Source organism: Pseudomonas sp. ADAK21, from assembly GCF_012935735.1.
Lineage (GTDB): Bacteria > Pseudomonadota > Gammaproteobacteria > Pseudomonadales > Pseudomonadaceae > Aquipseudomonas > Aquipseudomonas proteolytica.
Genome location: NZ_CP052857.1, coordinates 4,472,800 through 4,496,085, shown reverse-complemented (window position 1 = coordinate 4,496,085; position 23,286 = coordinate 4,472,800). Strand labels below are relative to the sequence as shown.

Annotated in this window: 18 protein-coding genes and 4 tRNA genes; 8 read left to right on the top strand and 14 right to left on the bottom strand. The window is 59.9% G+C overall.

Going from position 1 to position 23,286, the window contains the following annotated elements; genetic code table 11:
- Nucleotides 1-101: 101 nt before the first annotated feature.
- The 8 genes from lon to HKK57_RS20385 all read right to left on the bottom strand — a co-directional run bounded on the left by lon (nucleotide 102) and on the right by HKK57_RS20385 (nucleotide 6,977).
- Nucleotides 102-2,498 carry an endopeptidase La gene (gene lon, locus HKK57_RS20420; RefSeq protein ID WP_029298416.1) on the bottom strand — a complete coding sequence of 799 codons (2,397 nt, stop codon included), beginning with the start codon at nucleotides 2,496-2,498 and terminating at the stop codon, nucleotides 102-104.
- 160 nt (nucleotides 2,499-2,658) lie between these two features.
- The gene (gene clpX, locus HKK57_RS20415; protein WP_029298419.1) at nucleotides 2,659-3,942 is read right to left on the bottom strand and encodes an ATP-dependent Clp protease ATP-binding subunit ClpX; all 1,284 of its coding nucleotides are present in this window, start codon (nucleotides 3,940-3,942) and stop codon (nucleotides 2,659-2,661) included.
- A 112-nt stretch (nucleotides 3,943-4,054) separates the two neighbouring features.
- Nucleotides 4,055-4,690 carry an ATP-dependent Clp endopeptidase proteolytic subunit ClpP gene (gene clpP, locus HKK57_RS20410; protein ID WP_029298421.1) on the bottom strand — a complete coding sequence of 212 codons (636 nt, stop codon included), beginning with the start codon at nucleotides 4,688-4,690 and terminating at the stop codon, nucleotides 4,055-4,057.
- Nucleotides 4,691-4,782: 92 nt separating this feature from the next.
- Nucleotides 4,783-6,093, bottom strand: coding sequence for a trigger factor (gene tig, locus HKK57_RS20405; RefSeq protein ID WP_169390644.1), 1,311 nt, complete (start codon nucleotides 6,091-6,093; stop codon nucleotides 4,783-4,785).
- 402 nt (nucleotides 6,094-6,495) lie between these two features.
- Nucleotides 6,496-6,571 (bottom strand) — tRNA-His (locus tag HKK57_RS20400).
- A 77-nt stretch (nucleotides 6,572-6,648) separates the two neighbouring features.
- Nucleotides 6,649-6,733: transfer RNA gene (locus HKK57_RS20395), tRNA-Leu, on the bottom strand.
- Between the two features lie 59 nt (nucleotides 6,734-6,792).
- Nucleotides 6,793-6,868, bottom strand: a tRNA-His gene (locus HKK57_RS20390).
- 32 nt (nucleotides 6,869-6,900) lie between these two features.
- Nucleotides 6,901-6,977, bottom strand: a tRNA-Arg gene (locus HKK57_RS20385).
- Nucleotides 6,978-7,257: 280 nt separating this feature from the next.
- Here HKK57_RS20385 and folD point away from each other — a divergent pair.
- Together folD and pbpG are read left to right on the top strand one after the other, a co-directional pair.
- The gene (gene folD / locus HKK57_RS20380; protein ID WP_029298425.1) at nucleotides 7,258-8,112 is read left to right on the top strand and encodes a bifunctional methylenetetrahydrofolate dehydrogenase/methenyltetrahydrofolate cyclohydrolase FolD; all 855 of its coding nucleotides are present in this window, start codon (nucleotides 7,258-7,260) and stop codon (nucleotides 8,110-8,112) included.
- Between the two features lie 207 nt (nucleotides 8,113-8,319).
- Nucleotides 8,320-9,243, top strand: coding sequence for a D-alanyl-D-alanine endopeptidase (gene pbpG, locus HKK57_RS20375; RefSeq protein ID WP_029298427.1), 924 nt, complete (start codon nucleotides 8,320-8,322; stop codon nucleotides 9,241-9,243).
- Between the two features lie 46 nt (nucleotides 9,244-9,289).
- On the opposite strand, the gene HKK57_RS20370 is transcribed toward pbpG, so the two are convergent.
- Nucleotides 9,290-9,976 carry a peptidase C39 family protein gene (locus HKK57_RS20370; protein WP_169391223.1) on the bottom strand — a complete coding sequence of 229 codons (687 nt, stop codon included), beginning with the start codon at nucleotides 9,974-9,976 and terminating at the stop codon, nucleotides 9,290-9,292.
- A gap of 212 nt (nucleotides 9,977-10,188) precedes the next feature.
- Between HKK57_RS20370 and HKK57_RS20365 the strand changes: the two genes are divergently transcribed.
- Nucleotides 10,189-10,350, top strand: a complete 162-nt coding sequence (locus HKK57_RS20365) for a hypothetical protein (RefSeq protein ID WP_169390643.1) — start codon at nucleotides 10,189-10,191, stop codon at nucleotides 10,348-10,350.
- A 36-nt stretch (nucleotides 10,351-10,386) separates the two neighbouring features.
- On the opposite strand, the gene HKK57_RS20360 is transcribed toward HKK57_RS20365, so the two are convergent.
- The gene (locus tag HKK57_RS20360) at nucleotides 10,387-11,667 is read right to left on the bottom strand and encodes a Zn-dependent hydrolase (protein ID WP_070995829.1); all 1,281 of its coding nucleotides are present in this window, start codon (nucleotides 11,665-11,667) and stop codon (nucleotides 10,387-10,389) included.
- A gap of 127 nt (nucleotides 11,668-11,794) precedes the next feature.
- Nucleotides 11,795-13,282, bottom strand: a complete 1,488-nt coding sequence (locus HKK57_RS20355; protein WP_169390642.1) for an NCS1 family nucleobase:cation symporter-1 — start codon at nucleotides 13,280-13,282, stop codon at nucleotides 11,795-11,797.
- 599 nt (nucleotides 13,283-13,881) lie between these two features.
- On the opposite strand from HKK57_RS20355, the gene hydA reads away from it, so the two are divergent.
- The 3 genes from hydA (at nucleotide 13,882) to preA (ending at nucleotide 18,112) form a co-directional block, all read left to right on the top strand.
- Nucleotides 13,882-15,321, top strand: a complete 1,440-nt coding sequence (gene hydA, locus HKK57_RS20350) for a dihydropyrimidinase (protein WP_070995828.1) — start codon at nucleotides 13,882-13,884, stop codon at nucleotides 15,319-15,321.
- 148 nt (nucleotides 15,322-15,469) lie between these two features.
- Nucleotides 15,470-16,837 carry an NAD(P)-dependent oxidoreductase gene (locus HKK57_RS20345; protein ID WP_169390641.1) on the top strand — a complete coding sequence of 456 codons (1,368 nt, stop codon included), beginning with the start codon at nucleotides 15,470-15,472 and terminating at the stop codon, nucleotides 16,835-16,837.
- The gene (gene preA / locus HKK57_RS20340; protein ID WP_169390640.1) at nucleotides 16,838-18,112 is read left to right on the top strand and encodes an NAD-dependent dihydropyrimidine dehydrogenase subunit PreA; all 1,275 of its coding nucleotides are present in this window, start codon (nucleotides 16,838-16,840) and stop codon (nucleotides 18,110-18,112) included.
- 256 nt (nucleotides 18,113-18,368) lie between these two features.
- Here the strand turns inward: preA and HKK57_RS20335 are convergent, their stop codons facing one another.
- Nucleotides 18,369-18,989: a TetR/AcrR family transcriptional regulator gene (locus tag HKK57_RS20335; protein WP_029298440.1), complete on the bottom strand. Its 621-nt coding sequence runs from the start codon at nucleotides 18,987-18,989 to the stop codon at nucleotides 18,369-18,371.
- A gap of 115 nt (nucleotides 18,990-19,104) precedes the next feature.
- On the opposite strand from HKK57_RS20335, the gene copC reads away from it, so the two are divergent.
- Together copC and copD are read left to right on the top strand one after the other, a co-directional pair.
- Nucleotides 19,105-19,470 carry a copper homeostasis periplasmic binding protein CopC gene (copC, locus tag HKK57_RS20330; protein WP_029298442.1) on the top strand — a complete coding sequence of 122 codons (366 nt, stop codon included), beginning with the start codon at nucleotides 19,105-19,107 and terminating at the stop codon, nucleotides 19,468-19,470.
- 3 nt (nucleotides 19,471-19,473) lie between these two features.
- A complete protein-coding gene (copD, locus tag HKK57_RS20325; protein ID WP_070995825.1) occupies nucleotides 19,474-20,322 on the top strand; it encodes a copper homeostasis membrane protein CopD in 849 nt (282 codons plus the stop codon).
- Between the two features lie 111 nt (nucleotides 20,323-20,433).
- Here copD and HKK57_RS20320 read toward each other — a convergent pair whose 3' ends face one another.
- Both HKK57_RS20320 and HKK57_RS20315 read right to left on the bottom strand, forming a co-directional pair.
- Nucleotides 20,434-21,585, bottom strand: coding sequence for an HlyD family secretion protein (locus tag HKK57_RS20320; RefSeq protein ID WP_029298446.1), 1,152 nt, complete (start codon nucleotides 21,583-21,585; stop codon nucleotides 20,434-20,436).
- Nucleotides 21,582-23,243 carry an MFS transporter gene (locus tag HKK57_RS20315; protein WP_169390639.1) on the bottom strand — a complete coding sequence of 554 codons (1,662 nt, stop codon included), beginning with the start codon at nucleotides 23,241-23,243 and terminating at the stop codon, nucleotides 21,582-21,584. Before HKK57_RS20315 ends, HKK57_RS20320 begins: the two co-directional genes overlap by 4 nt.
- Between the last annotated feature and the right edge of the window lie 43 nt (nucleotides 23,244-23,286).

Here is a 23,286-nt window from a genome sequence, read left to right as displayed (position 1 = left end):
AAAGCAAAAACCAGTGCTGAATGGCCTACAGGCACTTATAAGAGCCGCTTTATAACAAGGGCTCTAAAAAGCTGTCAAGGAAGCCACCAGGCTTAAACGTATTAATGCGTGCTAATTCTTTCCTTAGAGTCAGTCTCGCGTTTTTCGTCCTTCGCGACTATCTCGGGAGCCACATCCGGCAAGGGCTCCGGCGCGTATTGCAGCGCAATTTGCAGGACCTCGTCAATCCATTTAACCGGTTTAATCTGCAGATCCTGCTTAATATTGTCAGGAATTTCCTTCAAGTCGCGAACATTCTCTTCCGGAATGATCACCGTCTTGATACCACCACGGTGTGCAGCCAGCAGTTTTTCCTTCAGGCCGCCAATGGCCAATACTTGGCCGCGCAGGGTAATTTCCCCGGTCATGGCCACATCGGCACGCACCGGGATGCCGGTCAGGGCTGATACCAGGGCCGTGCACATGCCTACGCCAGCGCTGGGGCCGTCTTTGGGGGTGGCCCCTTCCGGCATGTGGATGTGGGTGTCGTGCTTCTCGTGGAAGTCCAGGGGGATCCCCAGGCTCCGCGCGCGGCTGCGCACCACGGTCTGCGCGGCGGTGATGGATTCGACCATCACGTCACCCAAAGAACCGGTCTTGATCAGTTGCCCCTTGCCCGGGATCACCGCAGCTTCGATAGTCAGCAACTCGCCGCCGACCTGAGTCCACGCCAGGCCAGTCACCTGCCCTACCTGGTCCTGCTGCTCGGCCAGGCCGTAGCGGAATTTACGCACGCCCAGGAAGTGCTCCAAGGCATCGGCCGTGACTTTCACGGAGAAGCGTTTTTCCAGGGCATGTTCCTTGACCGCCTTGCGGCAGATCTTCGCCAACTGGCGCTCCAGGCCCCGTACACCAGCCTCGCGGGTGTAGTAACGAATGATGTCGCGGATCGACTCAACGTCGAATTCGATCTCGCCCTTTTTCAGGCCGTTGGCCGAAATCTGCTTGGGCGCGAGGTACTTGACGGCGATATTGATCTTCTCGTCTTCGGTGTAACCCGGCAGACGAATCACCTCCATCCGGTCCAGCAGGGCTGGAGGGATATTCATGGAGTTGGAGGTGCACAGGAACATTACGTCGGACAGGTCGTAGTCGACTTCCAGGTAATGGTCGTTGAAATTGTGGTTTTGCTCGGGATCGAGCACTTCCAGCAAGGCCGACGCCGGATCGCCACGCATATCGCTGCCCATTTTGTCGATTTCATCGAGCAGGAACAGCGGGTTGCGCACCCCAACCTTTGTCATTTTTTGAATCAATCTTCCCGGCATCGAACCGATGTAAGTCCGGCGATGACCGCGAATTTCCGCTTCATCACGCACACCACCAAGGGCCATGCGCACGAATTTACGGTTTGTGGCATTGGCGATCGACTCAGCCAGCGAGGTTTTACCCACGCCAGGAGGACCTACCAGGCACAACACCGGGCCACGAATTTTCTTCACGCGCTTCTGCACGGCGAGGTATTCGAGGATGCGTTCCTTGACCTCCTCCAGGCCGTAGTGATCGGCGTCGAGGATATCTTCGGCACGCGCCAGGTCCAGGCGCACCTTGGTCTGGGCTTTCCACGGCACCTGCACCAGCCAGTCGATGTAGGAACGAACCACGGTGGCTTCGGCCGACATTGGCGACATTTGCTTGAGCTTGTTCAGCTCGGCGGTGGCTTTGGTCAACGCGTCTTTTGGCAGGCCGGCGGCATCGATGCGCTTTTTCAGCTCTTCGATTTCGTTATGGCCTTCTTCGCTGTCGCCGAGTTCTTTCTGAATGGCCTTCATCTGCTCATTCAGGTAGTACTCGCGCTGACTGCGCTCCATCTGCTTTTTGACGCGACCGCGAATGCGCTTCTCGACCTGCAACAGATCGATCTCGGCATCCAGCAACGCCAGGACGTGCTCGACCCGGGTAGACAGGTCAATAATTTCGAGGATGTCCTGCTTCTGCTCGATCTTCAGCGCCATGTGCGCGGCCATGGTGTCGACCAGGCGGCTTGGCTCATCAATGCTGTTGAGGGAGGACAGGACTTCAGCCGGGACTTTCTTGCCCAGTTGCACGTATTGCTCGAACTGGGACAGCAGGCTACGCACAAAGACTTCGGATTCGCGCTCAGGCGCTTCGACTTCGTCGATCAACGCCACTTCTGCACGCAGGTGGCCATCCACCTCCATGAAGCGCTCGACCGCACCGCGCTGCTCACCTTCGACCAGCACCTTGACGGTGCCATCCGGCAGCTTGAGCAATTGCAGAACAGTGGCAATGGTGCCGACACGATACAGGGCGTCTTCGCCTGGATCGTCATCAGCCGGATTTCTCTGGGCCAACAGCAGGATCTGCTTGTCGCCCGTCATCGCGGCCTCGAGGGCTTCGATAGACTTCTCGCGCCCCACGAACAGCGGGATAACCATGTGCGGATACACAACCACATCACGCAATGGCAGGAGAGGCAATTCAATGGTTGTCTTCATGATTTCGCCTCTATGACAGATGAAAGTAAGCTTGAAACCAAGATGGGGGCTGCGTGTAAAAAAAACAAGCTCAATGCTGGCAGTTACACACAGTAAAAATTCTTATGAAAAACAAAGGGGCCCCTAGAGGCCCCTTGTTTGTACCGAAACTGCGAAACGCTTACGCGTCTGGCGCAGCCTTGGCAGCCGGCTCACTGTTTTCGTAGATATACAGTGGCTTGGACTTACCTTCTATAACGCTTTCGTCGATCACCACTTTACTCACCTCGGACTGCGAGGGGATTTCGTACATGGTGTCGAGCAACACGCCTTCAAGGATCGAGCGCAGACCGCGTGCGCCAGTCTTGCGCTCCAGTGCCCGCTTGGCCACCGATTTAAGCGCGTCGGCACGGAACTCGAGGTCTACACCTTCCATTTCGAAGAGCTTGGCGTATTGCTTGGTCAGGGCGTTCTTCGGCTCGGTGAGGATCTGAATCAGAGCAGCCTCATCCAACTCGTCCAACGTGGCCAGGACCGGCAGACGACCAACGAATTCCGGGATCAGACCAAACTTGACCAGATCGTCAGGCTCGACTTCACGCAGGGACTCGCCCACCTTCTTGCCTTCTTCCTTGCTACGCACTTCTGCACTGAAACCGATGCCGCCACGGGTGGAACGGTTTTGAATAACCTTTTCCAGGCCGGAGAACGCACCGCCACAGATAAACAGGATGTTACGCGTATCAACCTGCAGGAATTCCTGCTGCGGATGCTTGCGACCACCCTGGGGCGGTACGGAGGCGACCGTGCCTTCAATCAGCTTCAGCAGGGCTTGCTGCACGCCTTCACCGGAAACGTCCCGGGTGATCGACGGGTTGTCGGACTTGCGCGAAATCTTGTCGATTTCATCGATATAGACAATACCCATCTGGGCCTTCTCTACGTCGTAGTCGCACTTCTGCAGCAGTTTCTGAATGATGTTCTCGACATCTTCACCCACGTAGCCAGCCTCGGTGAGGGTGGTGGCGTCGGCGATGGTGAACGGAACGTTCAGCAGGCGAGCGAGGGTTTCTGCAAGCAGGGTTTTACCCGAGCCTGTAGGACCGATCAGCAAGATGTTGCTCTTGCCGAGTTCGACCTCGTCACCTTTCTTGTCACGCTGGTTCAAGCGCTTGTAGTGGTTGTACACCGCTACGGCCAGAACCTTCTTTGCACGCTCTTGACCAATCACGTACTGGTCAAGGATGCCGCTGATTTCTTTAGGCGAAGGCAATTTATGCGCGCTGCTTTCGGCCTGTGCTTCCTGCACCTCCTCACGGATGATGTCATTGCACAGGTCGACGCACTCGTCGCAGATAAAGACCGAGGGGCCGGCAATCAATTTGCGCACTTCATGCTGGCTTTTGCCACAGAAGGAGCAATAGAGCAGCTTGCCGTTGTCCTCGCCGTTGCGGGTGTCAGTCATTCGTTCGATCCAAATCCGATAGGCTTGCAACACAAGATGAAGGCTTATGCGGGCTTTTTCAAGCCCGCCAGTGGTCGGACATGCCGACCAGCCCTATTTTGAGCGGCTTATATTAAGCGGGGCGCTTGTCGATCACGGCGTCGATCAGCCCGTATTCACGCGCGGCCTCGGCACTCATGAAGTTGTCGCGGTTGGTATCACGCTCGATTTCTTCCAGGGTGTGCCCGCTGTGCTTGGCCATCAGCGTGTTGAGACGCTCACGGATAAACAGGATTTCCTTGGCGTGGATTTCGATGTCCGACGCCTGGCCCTGGAAACCGCCCAATGGCTGGTGAATCATCACACGCGAGTTAGGCAGGCAGAAACGCTTGCCTTCGGCACCCGCTGTCAGCAGGAATGCACCCATGCTGCAGGCCTGGCCGATGCAAGTGGTGGATACGTTCGGCTTGATGAACTGCATGGTGTCGTAGATCGACATGCCCGCTGTCACCGAACCGCCTGGGGAGTTGATGTAGAGATGGATGTCCTTGTCCGGGTTTTCCGCTTCAAGGAACAGCAGTTGCGCACAGATCAGGTTGGCCATGTAGTCCTCTACCGGACCAACCAGAAAGATCACTCGCTCCTTGAGCAGGCGCGAGTAGATGTCGTAGGCGCGTTCGCCACGAGCAGATTGCTCGACAACCATCGGGACCAGGCCGCCTGCGGCCTGGATATCAGAGTTCTGCTGAATATACGAATTACGGAACATGCTCTGCAGTTACTCCCAAATAGTCATGTCTTGAATACGCATAAGCCAGCGCGAGGCTGGCTTATGGGTGTATTTTCAAACGAGTTGGACAATCAGTCGGCTTGTGCTGCTTCAGCCGGCTTGACTGCTTCTTCGTAAGAGACCGCTTTGTCGGTCACCTTAGCCTTCTGCAGAACAGTATCCACAACTTGTTCTTCCAGCACAACCGAACGGACTTCGTTCAGTTGCTGGTCATTCTTGTAGTACCAAGCCACAACCTGCTCAGGCTCCTGGTAGGCCGAAGCCATTTCCTGGATCATTTCGCGAACGCGGTCTTCGTCAGGCTTGAGGTCGAATTGCTTGACCACTTCAGCCACGATCAGGCCCAGCACGACGCGGCGCTTGGCTTGCTCTTCGAACAGCTCGGCCGGCAGTTGGTCAGGCTTGATGTTGCCACCAAACTGCTGAACAGCTTGTACGCGCAGGCGATCCACTTCGTTGGACAGCAGAGCCTTAGGCACTTCGATCGGGTTGGCAGCCAGCAGACCGTCCATGACCTGGTTCTTGACCTTGGACTTGATGGCCTGGCGCAGCTCACGCTCCATGTTCTTGCGAACTTCGGCGCGGAAACCTTCGATACCGGTTTCCTTGATACCGAACTGGGCGAAGAACTCTTCGTTCAGCTCTGGCAGCTTAGGCTCGGAAACGCTGTTGACCGTCACGGTGAACTCGGCGGCTTTGCCAGCCAGGTCCAGGTTCTGGTAGTCAGCAGGGAAAGTCAGGTTCAGAACGCGCTCTTCGCCAGCTTTAGCGCCAACCAGGCCGTCTTCGAAGCCCGGGATCATGCGGTTGGAACCCAGAACCAGCTGGGTACCCTTGGCCGAGCCGCCAGCGAAGACTTCGCCGTCAACCTTGCCCACGAAATCGATGTTCAACTGGTCTTCGTTCTGGGCAGCGCGATCGGCCACTTCAAAACGAGTGTTCTGCTTGCGCAGGATTTCCAGCATGTTGTCCAGGTCGGCATCAGCCACGTCGGCGCTCAGGCGCTCGATTTCGATACCTTCGAAACCAGCGACGGTGAACTCTGGGAACACTTCGAATACGGCAACGTATTCCAGGTCCTTGCCAGCTTCCAGGGACTTAGGCTCGATGGAAGGCGAACCAGCCGGGTTCAGCTTTTGCTCGACAACAGCTTCGTAGAAGGAAGCCTGGATCACGTCGCCTACAGCATCTTGACGCGCATCAGCACCAAAACGGCGCTTGATTTCGCTCATTGGCACTTTGCCTGGACGGAAACCAGCGATCTTGGCCTTCTGGGCAGTCTGCTGCAGACGCTTGTTGACCGCAGTCTCGATGCGCTCTGCCGGCACGGTGATGCTCATGCGGCGCTCGATAGCAGTAGTATTTTCAACAGAAACTTGCATGGATATTCCTCGTTGCACAGACGTTAGCCGGCCGTTTCCGACCCAAGAATCAAGGGCATGCATTCTAGTGGGTCAAACTCAAGAAGTCACCCTACTGAAAACGGGTAAAAAAACAGCAGGCATTTTACAGGTACGAATGCACGAATGCTCCTCGCCCCAGTGACAAATACAGCCAATCACGCCAGGGCTCTGTGCCAACCCTTCTATATATAGAAGAAGTCACCAACCATCTCCCTGGCTGCCGACCTTGCACACAAGGCCGACGGGTAGTACGGCATCATCGAGAAACAAAAATACGACGAAACGCCCCACCCCTGCGACCCAAAACCTGCAGTCGCCGAATACGCAAACCGCTAAAACAAAAAAGGCGCCAGACTGTTAAATCTGGCGCCTTTCGGAATATGGGGTGGACGAAGGGGATCGAACCCTCGACAACGGGAGTCACAATCCCGTGCTCTACCAACTGAGCTACGCCCACCATATTGCGTGACAAAGAAGCCAATTGTCTTCTCTGTTAAGCACCAACCCGGCCCATGGCAAGGGTGACGCTGTATTTGGTGCGGATGAAGAGACTCGAACTCTTACGCCTCGCGGCGCTGGAACCTAAATCCAGTGTGTCTACCAATTCCACCACATCCGCGGCTTGAAGCTTTTTAAAACAAAGGCGCCAGACCGTTAAATCTGGCGCCTTTTCAAATATGGGGTGGACGAAGGGGATCGAACCCTCGACAACGGGAGTCACAATCCCGTGCTCTACCAACTGAGCTACGCCCACCATCTTGCGCTACTTGTGCCAAAGCTGCCTAATGGCGCACCCGGCAGGACTCGAACCTGCGACCATCCGCTTAGAAGGCGGATGCTCTATCCAGCTGAGCTACGGGCGCCTGATTAATCTGTACTCTTGGAGGACTACAAACTAAATGCTTCCAGCCTTACACAATAAAACGACTATTGCGCTCGACCTTCTTAACCAGTGCTAGGCTGTGCCCGACAAGTGCGACGAATAGTATAGACGCCCCCAGGGGCCGTCAAATCTTTTTTGAAAAAAATTCATTTTATTTAAGGGGTTAGGGGAATTTGCAGACCAAGCGCCTTTGCCCTCACGTCCTGGCGTGCGAGAATGCGCGCACTTTTCCTCCCCCTCTCGATGGTTAATCACGCGTAATGACTGCACAACTTATCGACGGCAAATCAATCGCCGCCAGCCTGCGCCAGCAGATCGCCAAACGTGTCGCCGAGCGTCGCAAGCTTGGCCTGCGCACGCCGGGGCTCGCGGTGATCCTGGTCGGCAGCGATCCTGCCTCCCAGGTTTATGTCTCGCACAAGCGTAAAGACTGTGAAGAGGTCGGCTTTATTTCCAAGGCCTACGACTTGCCTTCCGATACCACCCAACAGGCCCTCACCGACCTGATCGATGGCCTCAACGACGATCCGAACATCGACGGCATCCTCTTGCAATTGCCGCTGCCGGAGCATCTGGACGCCTCGCTGTTGCTGGAGCGCATCCGCCCCGACAAGGACGTCGATGGTTTCCACCCCTATAACGTTGGCCGCCTGGCCCAGCGCATCCCCCTGCTGCGCCCCTGCACGCCAAAGGGCATCATGACCCTGCTGGAAAGCACCGGCGTCGACCTTTATGGTTTGGATGCAGTGGTCGTGGGTGCGTCCAACATTGTCGGTCGCCCGATGGCCATGGAGTTGCTGCTGGCCGGCTGCACCGTGACCGTCACCCACCGTTTCACCAAGGACCTGGCAGGTCACGTCGGGCGTGCCGACCTGGTCGTGGTCGCCGCGGGCAAGCCGGGCCTGGTCAAGGGTGAGTGGATCAAGGAAGGCGCCATCGTGATTGACGTCGGCATCAACCGCCAGGACGACGGCAAACTGGTGGGCGACGTGGTGTATGAAACGGCCCTGCCCCGTGCCGGCTGGATTACCCCGGTGCCAGGTGGTGTGGGCCCGATGACTCGTGCCTGCCTGCTGGAAAACACCCTGTACGCAGCCGAAACCCTGCACAGCTAATAACCCGCCGCACTAAAAAAGCCCTGCCTTATGGCGGGGCTTTTTATTGCCCGCAGAAAAATCGGTTTTTTCTTTGTTTTTAAGAGCTTTCGTCTGGTTTCAGAAGAACATTCGACAGTTTCTGGCCCATACTAATAATATGTAACGTCTTTTTTCATAAAGCCGGCCACACCCGGTATTTTTCTACCTTTTAGCGAGTTCATCCGCGTGAATATTCGTCTTTCTCTTGTCAGCCTGTTCTTCGCACTCGCAGGCACTGTCGCCAACGCCAGTGAAACCACCCTGGCCCCTCGAGACACCTCGCAGCTGCACATCGCCTCGGGCAGCGCGATGCTGGTGGACTTGCAGACCAACAAGGTGATCTACGCCAGCAACCCCGACGTAGTAGTACCGATCGCGTCCGTCACCAAATTGATGACGGGCATGGTGGTGCTGGACGCCAAGCAGAATATGGACGAGTACATCTCCATCAACATCAGCGACACCCCGGAAATGAAAGGCGTGTTCTCACGGGTCAAGCTCAACAGCGAGATGCCGCGCAAGGAGATGTTGCTGATCACCCTGATGTCCTCGGAAAACCGTGCTGCCGCCAGCCTGGCCCACCACTATCCGGGTGGCTATGCGGCGTTTATTGCCGCGATGAACGCCAAGGCCAAGGCCCTGGGCATGAACAGCACCCGTTACGTCGAGCCCACCGGCCTGTCGATCCATAACGTGTCCACCGCCCGCGACTTGAGCAAGCTGGTGCAGGCCGCGCATAAATACCCGCTGCTCACGCAATTGAGCACCACCAAGGAAAAAACCGTGTCGTTCCGCAAGCCCAGCTACACCCTGGGCTTTTCCAACACCGATCACCTGGTCAACCGCGCCAACTGGGATATCAAGCTGACCAAGACCGGCTTCACCAACCAAGCTGGTCATTGCCTGGTGCTGGTGACGAGCATGGGCAACCGCCCCGTGTCGCTGGTGATCCTCGATGCCTTCGGCAAACTCACGCACTTTGCCGATGCCAGCCGTATTCGCAAGTGGGTCGAAACCGGCAAGAGTGGCTCGGTGCCGGATGTAGCCCTGCAATACAAGGCCGACAAGAACCTCAAGGCCCGCCAGACCGGGGTTGCCCAGTCCCATTGATACGACTGGCAGGCATAAAAAACGGCGCCCTCGGGCACCGTTTGCTTTATGGCTGCTTCTGCCTTTGGGCCATGACCTTCAGGGCCTGGGCTGCCGCCTGCTCCTGGCCGGCCTGGGCGGTTGCGTTGGCGGCCTGCTGCCAGCGCGCCGCATCCAGATTGGCCGGCAACTGGCTCGGGCGCTGGACCAACACGGCCCACTGCCCGGCGCTCTTCCAGGCGGACTCGAAGTCGCTGAACGCCACTGGGCGTCGCCGGTCCCTTGCGACTCGCAGCAACACCGTACTGTTCTGCTGGTTAAAGCCCACCAGCACCGCATAACGCGGCTCGGCCCATAGCGTCGAGCCCTCGGTAATCCGCACCATCACCGGGTACCCCGCCGCCACCTGCGCCAACAGCGCCGTCAGCTTGGCATCCAGCGGGTACACCAGCATCCCGTACTCACGCGCCAGGACCTGCATGTTGCGCTCAAGGTCAGCTTCCCCACCCGGCAGGTGCAAGGGTTTATCCAGCAAGCCCGGTGTAATCACAATGCCTTGTTGCGACAGCATGCTGGCCAAGGCCGCCGGGCCACCCTGGTAGGTGTCACCACGAAACGCCGGCACACCGTTGAGCTCTACACGCTCGGGCAGGCCCTGGATTTTCGAGGGCGTGGGTTGCCCCGCACAGGCGGCCATCCCGAGGACGCAGGCAGCCACCAACAAGGTTTTTTTGAGATTCGACCGTAAACGCAACTTCTTCACTCTCTTGATCATCTGCGGGCTGGGGCGTTGATCATAGGGTGCTCTTGGACGCCGGTATAGCCTTGGACAGCAGTAAAAAGCCCGGGATAGAGCAAACAAGTTGGACGCACACGACCATTGGTCAATAGCACGCAACCGGGAGGCAGCTAGACTGTCCATTGCAAAGACAGTGTGTGCCCTGCACAGGGCAAAAGGAGGCACTCATGAGCCTGACAACGACGATTTTCCTGCTGGTACTTGGCTGGCTGGCCGTGGCCGGCGCCATGTTGTGGGGGGTGTTGCGCGTGGCGCGCCGGCATCATCACCCGCAGCCAAAGACTGCTACACGGGCCAAAGCCCACAAGCCTGTCGCGCATCACGCCTGAGCACATGCAGGAGCCGGCGAGCCGGCTCCCACCGTTTTACGCCACCTGCTTGCGGGCCACCGCAGCCGAGGCCGCCAGCATCGCCCGCAGCAACACCGCGCATCCTGCCGCCAGGTCATCGGGTGCCGCATTTTCGATTTCGTTATGGCTGATCCCGCCCTCACACGGCACGAATATCATCCCCGCCGGCCCCAACTCAGCGACGAAGATTGCGTCGTGCCCGGCACCGCTGACGATATCCATGTTCGACAGGCCCAGGCCCGTGGCCGCCTCACGCACAGCATCGACACAGCCCTTGTCGAAATACAGCGGCGGAAAGTCTGCAGTAGGCAGCATCTCGAAGGTCAGGCCGTGCTTGGCGCAGGTGTCGTCAATCACCTTGCGCACCTGGGCGATCATCGAGTCCAGGCGCGCCGGCTCCAGGTGCCGGAAGTCCAGGGTCATGCGCACTTCGCCAGGGATCACATTGCGCGAGCCAGGATAGGCCTGCAGGCAACCCACCGTGCCACAGGCATGGGGCTGATGGCCGAGGGCGGCAGCGTTGACTGCGGCAACCACCGCCGAGGCACCGACCAAGGCGTCCTTGCGCAGGTGCATCGGTGTCGGCCCGGCATGGGCCTCGACGCCGCGCAGGGTCAGGTCGAACCATTTCTGGCCGAGGGCCCCCAGCACCACGCCGATGGTCTTGCGTTCGTCTTCAAGGATCGGGCCTTGTTCGATATGGGCTTCGAAGTAAGCCCCCACCTTATGCCCGCTGACCGGCCGAGTGCCCGCATAGCCAATCGCATTCAACGCCTCGCCCACGCTGACGCCCTCGGCGTCGGTCTTGGCCAGGGTATCTGCCAGGCTGAATTTCTCGGCAAACACCCCGGAGCCCATCATGCATGGCGGGAAGCGCGAGCCTTCTTCGTTGGTCCACACCACCACCTCCAGCGGCGCCTCGGTTTCGATCTTGAGGTCGTTGAGCGTGCGCAACACCTCGACGCCCGCCAATACGCCGAAGCAGCCATCGAACTTGCCACCCGTCGGCTGGGTGTCGATATGGCTGCCCGTCATCACCGGCGGCAATGCCGGATTGCGCCCCGGGCGACGGGCAAAGATATTGCCCACCCCATCCACCGTCACGGTGCAACCCGCCGCCTCGCACCACTGCACGAACAGATCGCGAGCCTGGCGGTCGAGATCCGTCAGGGCCAGGCGACACACACCGCCCTTGGGCGTGGCGCCAAGCTTTGCGAGGTCCATCAGCGACTGCCACAGGCGGTCGCGGTTGATGTGCTGATGGGTGGATTGCAGAACGTCGATGGCAGCGTTCATGGTGATCTCCTCAGGCAATATAGTTATTGGTGTAGGCGCGGTATCTGTGGGAGCTGGCTTGCCTGCGATGGCAGTGGGTCAGCCACCACCGCTATCGCAGGCAAGCCAGCTCCCACATTGAGCGCATTTACAACGGGGATTTCGCAGCGACCGGGCTGGTTTTGCGCTTGCTGCACAGGCCGTAATACAACACCCCGCCCAGCGCCGACCCGGTGAACCAGCCATAGCTGTAGAACCAACTGAACGCATCGCTACCCAGCGACAACAGGGTCAGCACCACCGGCACGCCAAACGCGATAAATCCCGCCACATTCCACGCCGGATACACGTCATCGCGGTACAACCCCGCCAGGTCCAGTTGCTGGCGGCGGATCAGGAAATAATCCACCACCATGATCCCGGCAATCGGCCCCAACAGGCTCGAATAGCCGAGCAACCAGTTGGAATAGACCGTTTCCAGGCTGACATCGGAAACAATCAGGCCCAGTTTTTTCAGCAACTCGTGGGCCATCAGCGCCAGCCCCACCAAGCCAGTCAGAATCACCGCCGTGGTGCGGTTGATCAGCTTGGGCGCGATGTTCTGAAAGTCGTTGGTGGGCGAGACAATATTCGCCGCGGTGTTGGTCGACAGCGTGGCAATGATGATCAGCGCCATCGCCACCGCCACCCACACCGGGCTCTGGATATGCCCGATCAGGGTCACCGGGTCGGAGACGCTGACGCCTACCAGTTTCACCGACGCGGCGGTCATGATCACGCCCAGGGCTGCGAACAGGAACATGGTCAGCGGCAGGCCGAAAACCTGCCCCAGGATCTGGTCCTTCTGGCTTTTGGCATAGCGGCTGAAGTCGGGAATATTCAACGACAAGGTGGCCCAGAAACCGACCATTGCCGTCAGCCCGGCCATAAAGTAACCCGTCAGGTTCGCGCCTTCGGGACGCTTGGGCGGGATCGCCATCAATTCGCTGAGCGACACATTGGGCAACGCCCACACCAGCAAGCCGATGCCCACGGCCACCAGCAGCGGCGCCGACAGGGTTTCCAGCCATTTGATCGACTCGGCACCACGCAGCACCACCCAGAGGTTCAGCACCCAGAAGATCATGAAGCCGATCACCTCACCGGTGCCGCCCAGGCTCTTCCAGCCCTCGAAAATCGAGCCGAGGAACAAATGGATCGCCAGCCCGCCGAACATGGTCTGGATACCGAACCAACCGCAGGCCACCAGGGCGCGGATCAGGCACGGCACATTGGAGCCCAGAATGCCGAAGGACGAGCGCAACAGCACCGGGAACGGAATGCCGTACTTGGTGCCGGGAAAGGCGTTAAGCGTGAGGGGGATGAGCACCACGATATTGGCCAGCAGGATCGCCATCAGCGCCTCGCCCACCGACAACCCGAAATACGCGGTGAGCACCCCGCCCAGGGTGTAGGTCGGCACGCAGATCGACATGCCGACCCACAGTGCGGTGATATGCCACTTGTTCCAGGTTCGCTCGTGCACCTTGGTCGGTGCCATATCGTGGTTGTAACGGGGGCTGTCGAGGACGTCGCTGCCGGCGTCGAGTTCATACAGGCCGTCGCGCTCTATGACTTGCGATCTGTTCTGTTGCATGGCCGCTCCACGGTTTTTTTTAAAATTATTGTTGCTCATCCAGCGCTTGACGCTGGATGGCCGTAGTCCCGCATGAACATGACATCACGGACCCGGCCAACCGGCAGCGCACTCAATTACCGTGCCGCACGCCGTCACCCCGTCCGTACCGCTTATATAACTAGCTGATGTTTATCAGCTTTATTTTTTCTACCGAAAAGTCCCACGGTACTTTCAACGCTACTCAGGCCAAATAACGCAGAAGTTGCCCGAACAATCAGGACTCAATCTGGTGCAACACAATTATTTTTATTACTGCCCGCCGTCAAGAGGCAACTCTCAAGCGTCTGATTTGCAATAGGAAATGTTGCTCATATTGGGAACCTGTCAAGTGCGTCAAAACGGTGAGAGGGTGCTACATTTTGGTGATTTCAATTTTTTATCGTTATAAATCAACAAGATATAAAATATATAAGCTTATAAAAAATAATCTTGATCAATCCAAAAACTCGGGCTAGTTTCTATTCCTGTCACCCGTGACAAGAATAGATCTTGCACCGTGAGCTGCACTACAACACTTAGAACTGGCATAAGCCGGTCAAGCCTCTGAGGAACTCGGCATGTCTCTGTTGATCCGTGGCGCTACCGTTGTTACCCATGATGAAAGTTATAAAGCCGATGTCTTGTGCGCAGACGCTCTAATCCGCGCCATTGGCACTAACCTGGATGTTCCCGCCGGCACCGAGATACTTGATGGCAGCGGCCAATACTTGATGCCCGGCGGGATCGATCCCCATACCCACATGCAATTGCCCTTCATGGGGACGGTGGCCAGCGAGGACTTCTTCAGCGGCACGGCAGCGGGCCTGGCGGGCGGGACCACATCGATCATCGACTTCGTGATTCCCAACCCGCAGCAGTCGTTGATGGAGGCCTTTCACCAGTGGCGCGGCTGGGCCGAGAAGTCGGCGGCCGACTACGGGTTTCATGTGGCGATTACCTGGTGGAGCGAACAGGTGCGCGAGGAAATGGCCGAGTTGGTGACCCATCACGGCATCAACAGCTTCAAGCACTTCATGGCCTACAAGAACGCGATCATGGCCGCCGACGACACCCTGGTCGCCAGCTTCGAGCGCTGTCTGGAACTGGGCGCGGTGCCCACCGTGCACGCAGAGAACGGCGAACTGGTCTATCACCTGCAACGCAAGCTGCTGGCCCAGGGCATCACCGGCCCCGAGGCCCACCCGCTGTCGCGCCCTTCGCAAGTGGAAGGCGAAGCCGCCAGCCGCGCGATCCGCATTGCCGAAACCATCGGCACGCCGCTGTACCTGGTGCACGTGTCCACCCAGGAAGCTCTCGACGAAATCACCTACGCCCGCGCCAAGGGCCAGGCGGTCTATGGCGAAGTCCTGGCCGGGCACCTGCTGCTGGACGACAGCGTGTACCAACACCCCGACTGGCAAACCGCCGCAGGCTACGTGATGAGCCCGCCCTTCCGCCCGCGCGGGCATCAAGAGGCTCTGTGGCGTGGCCTGCAATCAGGCAACCTGCACACCACCGCCACCGATCACTGCTGCTTCTGCGCCGAACAAAAGGCCGCCGGGCGTGACGACTTCAGCAAGATCCCCAATGGCACCGCCGGCATCGAAGACCGCATGGCGCTGCTGTGGGACGAAGGGGTCAACACCGGGCGCCTGTCGATGCAGGAATTTGTCGCGCTGACCTCCACCAACACCGCAAAGATCTTCAACCTCTACCCGCGCAAGGGCGCGATCCGTGTCGGTGCCGATGCCGACCTGGTGCTGTGGGATCCCCAGGGCACGCGGACCATCTCGGCCAAGACCCACCATCAGCAGGTGGACTTCAACATCTTCGAAGGCAAGACCGTACGTGGCGTACCCAGCCACACCATCAGCCAGGGCAAGCTGGTGTGGGTCGACGGCGATCTGCGCGCCGAGCGTGGTGCCGGGCGCTATGTCGAGCGGCCGGCGTATCCGGCGGTGTTCGAGCAGTTGCGCAAGCGTGCGGAGCGTTCCAAGCCAGCCGCGGTGAAACGCTGACATCGCCGATCGCAGGCAAGCCAGCTCCCACACTTGATCGGGTTCACACCGTTCAAATGTGGGAGCGGGCTTGCCCGCGATGAGGCCAGTGCAAACCACAAAAAAACCAATGCCCGCCAGAGGCAAAAAAAACCGTGAGGCCACTACCGTGATCCAGACCCTGACCCACCTTCCCCACCCCCATGAAGACGGCGCAACCCTCGCCCGCCATTTCACCGACCTGGCACCGCCGCTCAACGCCCGCCAGGCGCACCTTGAAGCCTCGCGCTGCCTGTATTGCTACGACGCACCCTGCGTCAATGCATGCCCCAGCGAGATCGATATCCCATCGTTCATCCGCAATATCCACACCGACAACGTGCAGGGCGCGGCGCAGAAGATTCTCTCGGCCAACATCCTGGGCGGCAGTTGTGCCCGGGTCTGCCCGACCGAAATCCTCTGCCAGCAAGCCTGTGTGCGCAACAACAGCGAAGAATGCGCGCCGGTGCTGATCGGCCTGCTGCAGCGCTACGCCGTAGACAACGCGCACTTTGAACAACACCCCTTCCAGCGCGCCGCCCCTACCGGCAAACGCATCGCGGTGGTGGGCGCCGGGCCAGCGGGTTTGTCCTGCGCCCATCGCAGTGCCTTGCACGGGCATGACGTGGTGATTTTCGAAGCGCGGGACAAGGCCGGTGGCCTCAATGAATACGGGATCGCCAAATACAAACTGGTGGACGACTTCGCCCAGAAGGAGCTGGATTTCCTCCTGCAGATCGGCGGCATCGAAATCCGCCACGGCCAGCGCCTGGGCGACAACCTGAGCCTGAGCGACCTGCACCAGCAATTTGATGCGGTATTCCTCGGCCTGGGCCTGGCCGCCAGCAAACACCTGGGCCTGCCCCACGAGGATGCCCCCGGCCTGCTCGCTGCCACTGACTACATCCGCGAACTGCGCCAGGCCGATGACCTCAGCCAACTGCCCCTGGCCGACCGCTGCATCGTGCTGGGTGCCGGCAACACCGCCATCGACATGGCCGTGCAAATGGCCCGCCTGGGCGCGCGCGACGTCAACCTGGTCTACCGCCGTGGCCTCGCCGATATGGGCGCCACCGATCACGAGCAGGATATCGCCAAGGCCAACCAGGTACGCCTGCTGACCTGGGCCCAACCCGAAACCGTGCTGTTGGACGACCAAGGCCAGGTACGCGGTATGCGCTTTGCCCGCACGCGCCTGGAAAACGGCCGCCTGCACACCACCGGCGAAACCTTCGAGCTGGCGGCAGATGCAATCTTCAAGGCCATCGGCCAAGGCTTCGACGAGCAGGCCTTGCATGACCCACTGGCCCAGCAACTGCAACGCCAGGGCGAGCGGATCTTTGTCGATGCGCAGCTGCAAACCAGTGTCCCCGGGGTGTATGCCGGTGGCGACTGCGTCAGCCTCGGGCAGGACCTCACCGTCCAGGCCGTGCAACACGGCAAGCTGGCCGCCGAGGCCATGCACGCTCAACTCATGCTCAATGTGGAGGCTGCGTAAATGGCCGATCTATCGATTGTGTTCGCCGGCATCAAAGCCCCCAACCCGTTCTGGCTGGCCTCCGCGCCCCCCACCGACAAGGCCTACAACGTGGTGCGCGCCTTCGAGGCCGGCTGGGGTGGCGTGGTCTGGAAAACCCTTGGCGAGGACCCGGCAGCCGTCAACGTCTCGTCCCGTTATTCGGCACACTTTGGCGCCAACCGTGAAGTCTTGGGTATCAACAATATCGAGCTGATCACCGACCGTTCCCTGGAGATCAACCTGCGGGAAATCACCCAGGTGAAAAAGGACTGGCCGGACCGCGCCCTGATCGTGTCGTTGATGGTGCCGTGCGTCGAAGAATCCTGGAAAAACATCCTGCCGTTAGTCGAAGCCACCGGTTGCGACGGCATCGAGCTGAACTTCGGCTGCCCCCACGGCATGCCCGAACGCGGCATGGGCGCAGCAGTGGGCCAGGTGCCGGAATATGTGGAACAGGTCACGCGCTGGTGCAAGACCTATTGTTCGCTGCCGGTGATCGTCAAGCTCACGCCCAATATCACCGATATCCGCGTGGCCGCCCGGGCCGCCTATCGCGGCGGCGCCGATGCGGTATCACTGATCAACACCATCAACTCCATCACCAGTGTGGACCTGGAGCGCATGGTCGCCCTGCCGATCGTCGGCACCCAAAGCACCCACGGCGGCTACTGCGGTTCGGCGGTCAAGCCGATTGCGTTGAACATGGTCGCTGAGATCGCCCGCGATCCCCAGACCCAGGGCCTGCCGATCTGCGGGATTGGCGGCATCGGCAACTGGCGCGATGCCGCAGAATTCGTGGCCCTGGGCTGTGGCGCGGTGCAGGTGTGCACGGCGGCGATGCTGCATGGTTTTCGGATTGTCGACGAGATGAAGGATGGCTTGTCGCGATGGATGGACAGCCAGGGCTACAGCAGCTTGCAGGAGTTCTCGGGGCGCGCCGTGGGCAATACCACGGACTGGAAATACCTGGACATCAACTACCAAGTGATCGCCAATATCGACCAGGCCGCCTGCATTGGCTGCGGACGCTGCCATATTGCCTGCGAGGACACGTCGCACCAGGCGATTGCCAGCCTCAAGCAGGCGGACGGTACCCATGTGTACCAAGTGATCGACGACGAATGCGTGGGCTGCAACCTGTGCCAGATCACCTGCCCGGTGGCGGACTGCATCGAGATGGTGCCGATGGACACAGGCAAACCGTTCTTGAATTGGACGCAGGATCCACGCAACCCCTACCGAGAGGCGGTGTAAACCATCTGTTGCCAGGGGGCTTGTTGTGGCGAGGGGGCTTGTCCCCCGTTGGGCTGCGCAGCAGCCCCAGTCAGTCTCACCTCGGCCTTTCAGACACACCGAGGTGACCGGTTTTGGGGCTGCTGTGCAGCCCAACGGGGGACAAGCCCCCTCGCCACAACAAGCCCCTGACCACAGCGAGCCCTTTCACGGCCACAGCCCACGCAACCGGTTTAGCCTTTTAAATCGCGATGAGGCCCTCAACCACACCCCAAACTCATGGCTCCAACCCGATCCCCCGCAAAATCACACTGGTCACCGTCTGCACCGCCCGTTCGAACTGCATGTCCGACAACGCCTGATGATCGTTGAGGATCATCACCTGGTGATCAAAGTCGGCATAGTGCTGGGTCGAGGCCCAGATCATATACAGCAGGCTCGACGGTTCCACCGCGAGGATGCGTTTGTCTTCCACCCACTGGCGGATTTTCGCTTCCTTCATTTTGGCCCAGTCGTACAGGCTCGCATCCAGCGCTTCGCCGAGGGTCGGCGCGCCGTGGATGATTTCGTTGGCCCAGACCTTCGAGCCATACGGGCGGCTGCGCGAATGCTGCATCTTCGCCCGGATGTAGCTGCTGAGGACCACGCGCGGGTCATCGAACATCTCGAAGCACAGGGCGTCCTGCTTCCACACCTCCAGCAGGTCGAACAACACCGCGCTGTACAACTCGCTTTTGGTGCTGAAGTAGTAATGCAGGTTGGAGCGCGGCAGTTGCGCCTGTTCGGCAATGTCGGCCATGGCGGTGCTGCCATAGCCCTTCTCGGCGAAGACCTTTTCAGCCGCCAGCAGAATCTTTTCGACGTTGACCCGACGGATACCGATCTTGTGATTGCCCATAGGGGCTCCCTGACAACGACATGCCTCGAAGACTACCATCCGCTCTAGATCGGGGCGACAGCCTGAGTGGAAACTTCGTACACTGCCCCCCTCTCCCATTGATAGGTAGTGCACGATGTTGATCAAGAAAACCCTGACTACGGTGACCTTGCTGGCCTCGCTGCTGGGGGCTTCGGCCGCCTTTGCCCATGCCCACCTGAAAACCACTGCGCCGGCCGCCGACAGCACCGTCGCCGCGCCCGCCGACCTGCGCCTGGTGTTCTCCGAAGGTGTCGAGGCCACGTTCACCAAGGTCTCCCTGAGCAAGGACGGCACCGAAGTGGCGATCAAGGGCCTGGACACTCCAGACGCCGACAAGAAAACCCTGGTTGTGACCCCTGCCGCACCGTTGGCCGCCGGCACCTATAAGGTCGAGTGGCAAGCCGTCTCGGTCGACACCCACAAAAGCGCAGGCAATTACAGCTTCAAGGTCGGCCAATAACCCATGGCAACCCTGCTGGTGCTGTGCCGTTTCCTGCACTTCATGGTGGTTTTGCTGATGTTCGGGGCCTGTGTATTCAGGCCCTGGTTATTGGGCACAAGCCCGCGGCCGGCCCTGGATCGGCAGTTGTCACGCATCACCACGCTGCTGGCCTGGCTGGCCCTGGGGTCGGGTGTGAGCTGGTTGCTGTTGATCAGTGCCAGCATGGCCGGCAGTGAACTGGCGGCGCTGGATCTGGCGACGGTGCAGTTGGTGCTGGGCAAGACGTTCTTCGGCAAGGTCTGGAGCCTGCATCTGTTGCTCAATGGCTTGCTGGTGCTGAGCCTGCTGACACCCTGGCATCACGTGCGTCTGCTCCTCAGTGCGCTGCTGCTGGCTACCTTGGCCCCCGTGGGGCACGGCGCGATGCTCAGTGGCCTCAGCGGGCAATTGCTGATTCTCAACCAGATGGTGCACCTGCTGTGCGTCGGTGCCTGGCTTGGCGGGTTGCTGCTGCTGGTGTTGATCCTGCGTCAAGCGGCCCTGTACCCGCTGGAGAAAATCCTGCAGCGCTTCAGCGGTGTCGGATATCTGTTGGTGGCCGGTTTGCTGGTCACCGGGCTGATCAATATCCGTGTGCTCACCGGGCAGTTCTGGCCGACTCCACTGTTCAGCGGGTTTGCCTTGATCCTGTTGATCAAGGTGCTGCTGGTGGCGGGCATGCTGGGGTTGGCATTGCTCAATCGGCTGCGGATCAACAATTGCCAGCAGCGCGTGGGGCAACTGCAGGCCAGTGTGAAGCTCGAATGGTTGTTAGGCGTGGCCGCTGTGGCGGCGGTGTCCCTGCTGGGCACCCTGCCACCGATGCTGTAGGAGCGAGCGTGCTCGCGAAAAACTTACCGACAACGCGTTTACCCAGGCAACCCGCGTTATCGTTGACGACTTTCGCGAGCAAGCTCGCGCCTACACGGGGTGTGTGGAATGTCAGGGCGGGCTGTTTTTCAGGCGGCCTGCCGTGTCGATGCTGACCACCACCGACAACCCCGGTCGCAGGCGTTCGCTCTGCTCCTGATCCGGGTCCACGGTGATCCGCACCGGCACCCGCTGGGCGATCTTGACGAAGTTGCCGGTGGCGTTATCGGCCTGCAACAGGCTGAACTCGGCGCCCGTGGCCGGCGAGATACGCTGTACCGTGCCATGGAATCTACGGTGGTTCAGGGCATCGACGGTGAACGTCACCGGCTGGCCCACCTGCACGTGGTCCATCTGGGTTTCCTTCATATTGGCGATCACCCACAGCTGGTTCGGCACCAGCGCCATCAACTGCGCGCCGGAGTTGACGTAGGCCCCCAAACGCACGCCGATCTGCCCCAACTGGCCGTCCCGGGGCGCCAGCACGCGGGTGTTGGACAGGTCGATGCGCGCCAGCTCCACCGCGGCCTCGGCGCTGGCGACGGCGGCTTCCAGTGAACCGCGATTGACGATCACCGTCTGCAAGTCCTGGCGGGCGATTTCCAGGCTGGCCTGGGCCTGGGCCACGGCGGCGATGGTCTGCGCGTTGGCGGCGCGGGTCACGTCCAGTTCACGGCGCGACACCGAGCCATCGCTGATCAGTTCTTCGTTGCGCCGCAGGTCGGCCGTGCTCTTGCGGGCCTGGGCCTGGCTGTCGGCCAGGGCAGCCTGGCGCAGCTTGATGGTCGCCTCGGCGCTATTGCGCTGTTGTACCACGTTGGCCAGGGACGCCTGCTGCACCGCCAATTGCGCTTGGGCCTGGTCCAGGCGCTGCTTGTAGATGCGGTCGTCGAGCCGCACCAGCAGATCCCCGGCCTTGACGTGCTGGAAGTCCTGCACCGGCACCTCGAACACATAACCGCTCAATTGCGGGCCGATGATCGTCACCTGGCCGCGTACCAGGGCGTTTTCGGTGGTTTCCACGGCGCTGCTGAAGGGCGGCAATTGCCAGGCGTACAACACAATCAATACGCCGACGATAGCAATCGCGGCAAAGCCCAAAGACGAGATGATGCGCACGCGCAGCGAGCGCTGTTCGGTGACCGTGGCTCCGGGCGGCGTGGTGCCCTCCGGGGTGGAAGCAATGGCATTGGTGGTCGTGGTGGTAGCCGTAGGTTCGCTCATGAAGAAAGTGCGCCGCTAGGTTGAACGGAAGGCGCTGCACTGGCGGCAGCTTTTTTGGTGGTGCTCATCAGCCACAGGCTGCGGGTAAAGATCCACAACATGGTCAGTATCGCGATGATCGCGATCAGCATGAACACGTCGTTATAGGCCATCACATTGGCTTCACGGGTGGCCGCCGTGGCCAAGCTGCGGATGCCCAGCAGGTTGCGCAGCTCCGGGTCGGCGTTCACCGAGCCATAAGCCGAGCCGCCGCTCTGCACGCGGGCGGCCACGCGCGGGTCAAGCAACGTCAGGTGTTCGACAATCATGCTGGAGTGAAACTTCTCGCGCACGATCTGGAACGTGCCAAGCAACGCCGCGCCCAGCAGCCCGCCAAGGTTCTGGCAGATACCAAACAGCACCGAAAAACTCACCAGGTTGCGCGGGTTGCTCAGCACATTGCGCATGCCCAGCACCATGGTCGGGCCGAGGAAAAAAGTACCGCCAAACCCCAGCAGAAACTGGCTAACGTACATGTTCTCTGGTCGGGTCAGGTTGCTGGAGAAGCTGTCCATCACCGAGCCTGTGGCCATCAGGGCCAGGGAAATCACCAGGGGCATCAGCAAGTGCGCCGGGTTGATGGTCAATGCGCTGATCACCAAGCCACTGATCGCTCCCAGCAGCATCACCAGATACAAGGTGCGCATCTGCTCGCTGCTCATATTCAGCGCCTGCAAAAAGCCCACGGCGCCGGTGGACTGCTCGGACAGCACCATGCGGATCAGGATCACTGCCAGGGCCAGGCGAATCATCACCCCACCGCCCAGCCAACGGGTCATCAGCAGCGGGTTGGCGCGGTTATGCTCGATGGCCAATCCGGCCATGATCAGCACCAGCGAACAGGCGGAGGCGACGCCGATCCACGGTGCTTCCAGCCACCAGTCGATACGCCCCAGGGACAGCACCGCACACAGCAATGCCACGCCCGAGGCGAGCAAGGCGAAGGTCAGGAAGTCGAGTTTTTCAAAGGTCTTGAAGCGATCACCCGGCGGTAGCTTGAGCAGGAACACACAGCCCAGGCACGTCAGCGCCATGCCCAGCTCAAACAGGTACAGGCCGCGCCACTCGGCAATCTGCAGCAAGTCTTCGGAAAACAGCCGCGCCATTGGCAGGGCCAGTTGTGCGGTACCCAGGCCCAGCACCAGGGCCTTGAGCCGCCACTTTGCGGGGAACGCCTGCACCATGTAATACAGGCCCAGGGAACTGAGGGCCGCGCCAACCATGCCGTGGGCCGCACGCACGGCAATCGCCGAACTGAGGTCGTTGACAAACAAGTGGCCGAAGGTCACCAGCGCGTACAGCACCAGGAACACTTCGGTAAACGCCCGCAGGCCGAACTGCTGGCGGAATTTCACCAGCAGCAGGTTCATCGACACGTTGGTCATGACATACGCCGCAGGCAACCAGGCCATTTCGGCGGTGGTCGCGCCCAATGCGCCTTGCAGGTACGGCAGGTTGGCGATCACCAGGGCGTTGCCGAGGCCGCCGGTGATTGCTACCAGCACGCCAACCAGGGCAAAGGCCCAGCGCTTGAGCGTGGGGTGATGGGGCGTCGATGGCGACCCCGGCAAGCTTGGACGCTCGTGGGGTTGCCAGGTGTGAGGGGTGTATTTATCCATTCGTGACCTTGATGACCGACGCACGAGGCCGGTAAAACCCTGA